The 1,863-nt window shown below is 70.9% G+C and carries 1 pseudogene; it reads right to left on the bottom strand.

The window, feature by feature from the left end:
- Positions 1-467: 467 nt before the first annotated feature.
- Positions 468-1,863 (bottom strand): annotated as a pseudogene (locus ACIQCZ_RS42495) (hypothetical protein); the annotation flags it as partial.

The following is a 1,863-nucleotide window of genomic DNA, read 5'->3' as shown; positions in this document are numbered from 1 at the left end:
CCTTTCGCGCCAACCGAACCAGTCGGCCCCCGGCAGGATCAATCTGGAGGCCAACCGGAATACGCCGGAAAGGTGCCGTAGGCCGCTGTGATCAACCCCGACGGCGAGCGGCGGGGTCGTGTTCAGCGACGTGTCGGGCGATCGCGTCGACTCCGGGGCGAGCGTAGCGTTCCAGGGACCGTACGGAGGCGTGACGGGAGCGGGCCAGCAGCATTGGCGTGGACGTGCCGTTCTCCGCGTCGTGCGTCAACGCACTGTGGCGCGGCCAGCGTGGCACCGACCTCGGTGACGAACATGACCGGGTTTTGGACCATCGTCGCCGGATTCAGTTTGGGGTTGAGCCAAGGTGAGCCCAAAAGCCGCCACGGGATGATCTTGGCTGAGCCGCTGCCAGGGCTGCCCCACCCTGACACTCCGGCCCGGCTGCGTCCTGGAGGGTTAGTGCTGCAGAACGGGTAGTTCCCGGATCAGGATCGGTCGTCGGCCCCGGCCTCCGCCGGACGTGCGAGGCGCTCCTGGAGGTTGGCGTGGCGGAACTGGAAGACCGCTCCGGCCTGGCGCAGGACGCCCCGCTCCTGGTGGGCGTCCTCGAGGAACGCCATCGCCCGCCAGGGCAGCCGCCCGGTCAGCGGCAGCCAGACGTGTGCGAGGACCATCCACTCGCCCCAGGCCGTCATGGAGAGGGCCGCTCCGAGACCTCCCGCGAGTGCTGTGAGGAGTGCGAACCGGATGGCCCACACCGGCTCCGCCGTGACCGGGACGCCCCAGAGGGAGCCTCCGAGAAACCCGACGATGAGCCTGCCTCCGACCATCACGGTGACTCCGGCCAGGGGTCCGAGCAGGAGTAGCTGCACGAGCACGTTGTTCCGGTCGGTGGCCAGCAGACCACGGGGCCGAACGGCGGAGTCGGTGTCGATCGGAGTCTCCAGCCAGGCCGCGAGCCCGCTCACGAGCCCGAACACGAGCCCGAACTGAGCGCCGCACACCATCCCGGCCACCAGCCCGATCTCGAACCAGCGCGGGTCGCCGACCCCCTTTTCCCACAGCCCGAACAACAGCCCGATCCCGGCTCCGCCCGCGAACCCCGCGAGGCTCCCGGTTCTGACCTGCCTGAGGACGTCCCGGACGGACCTGGTGCGCGGCGATCCGCCCCGGCCGCAGATGCCGATCCGCATCCGCGAAGGCTCCACCGCCGCCCCTACGAACGCCCGACGGACCCGGTGGGCGAGGCCGAAGAGCAGCGCGGCCGGAGGCCCGTTGATGAGGGCGTCCGCGAGCCCGACCAGGAGTCCTTTCGCGAGCCTGGCGGGGAAGCCCCAGCCGGGACGCGCCGTGAAGACGGTGACGAAGACCGTGTCCACGAGGAAGACGACCGCCCCGACGCATATCCCGGCCGCACAGCCGATCACGGTCATCCGGGCCGACGGGTGCATGGTCGTGCCCAGTTCCCACCATTTGAGGTCGGTCTGCTCGCGCTTCGTGAGGTGCCGGGCGAGATGGCCGAGCCAGCGGGCCGCCCGTTCGGCCTCCCGGGACCCGTGCCCCCTGGCCCACCTGCGCGGCGCCCTTCGGTCGGGGTGCGGAGAATCCCGCGGATCACTCGGGTAGACCGCCGGCACGAGCGAGTCCAGCAGGTGCTGCTCGATCTTCTCGGGCGTCGGGAAGGCGTTCCGGTTCGCGAGATCGCCGGGATTCCTGTCCTGGTCCGGGTCCTCGTGGACCTTGCCGCACAGCCACAGCAGGAGCGGAACCGACAGGGCCTGGGCCGCGGGGCCGTCCGGGTCCCGGGTCACGGCATCGGTGAGCGGCCGCCAACGGTCCCGCTGTTGCGGGGTGGCGTGGTCGAGCAGATAGCCCGCGACG

The organism is Streptomyces sp. NPDC093149, from assembly GCF_044754145.1.
Lineage (GTDB): Bacteria > Actinomycetota > Actinomycetes > Streptomycetales > Streptomycetaceae > Streptomyces.
This window is presented reverse-complemented; position numbering and strand designations above follow the sequence as displayed.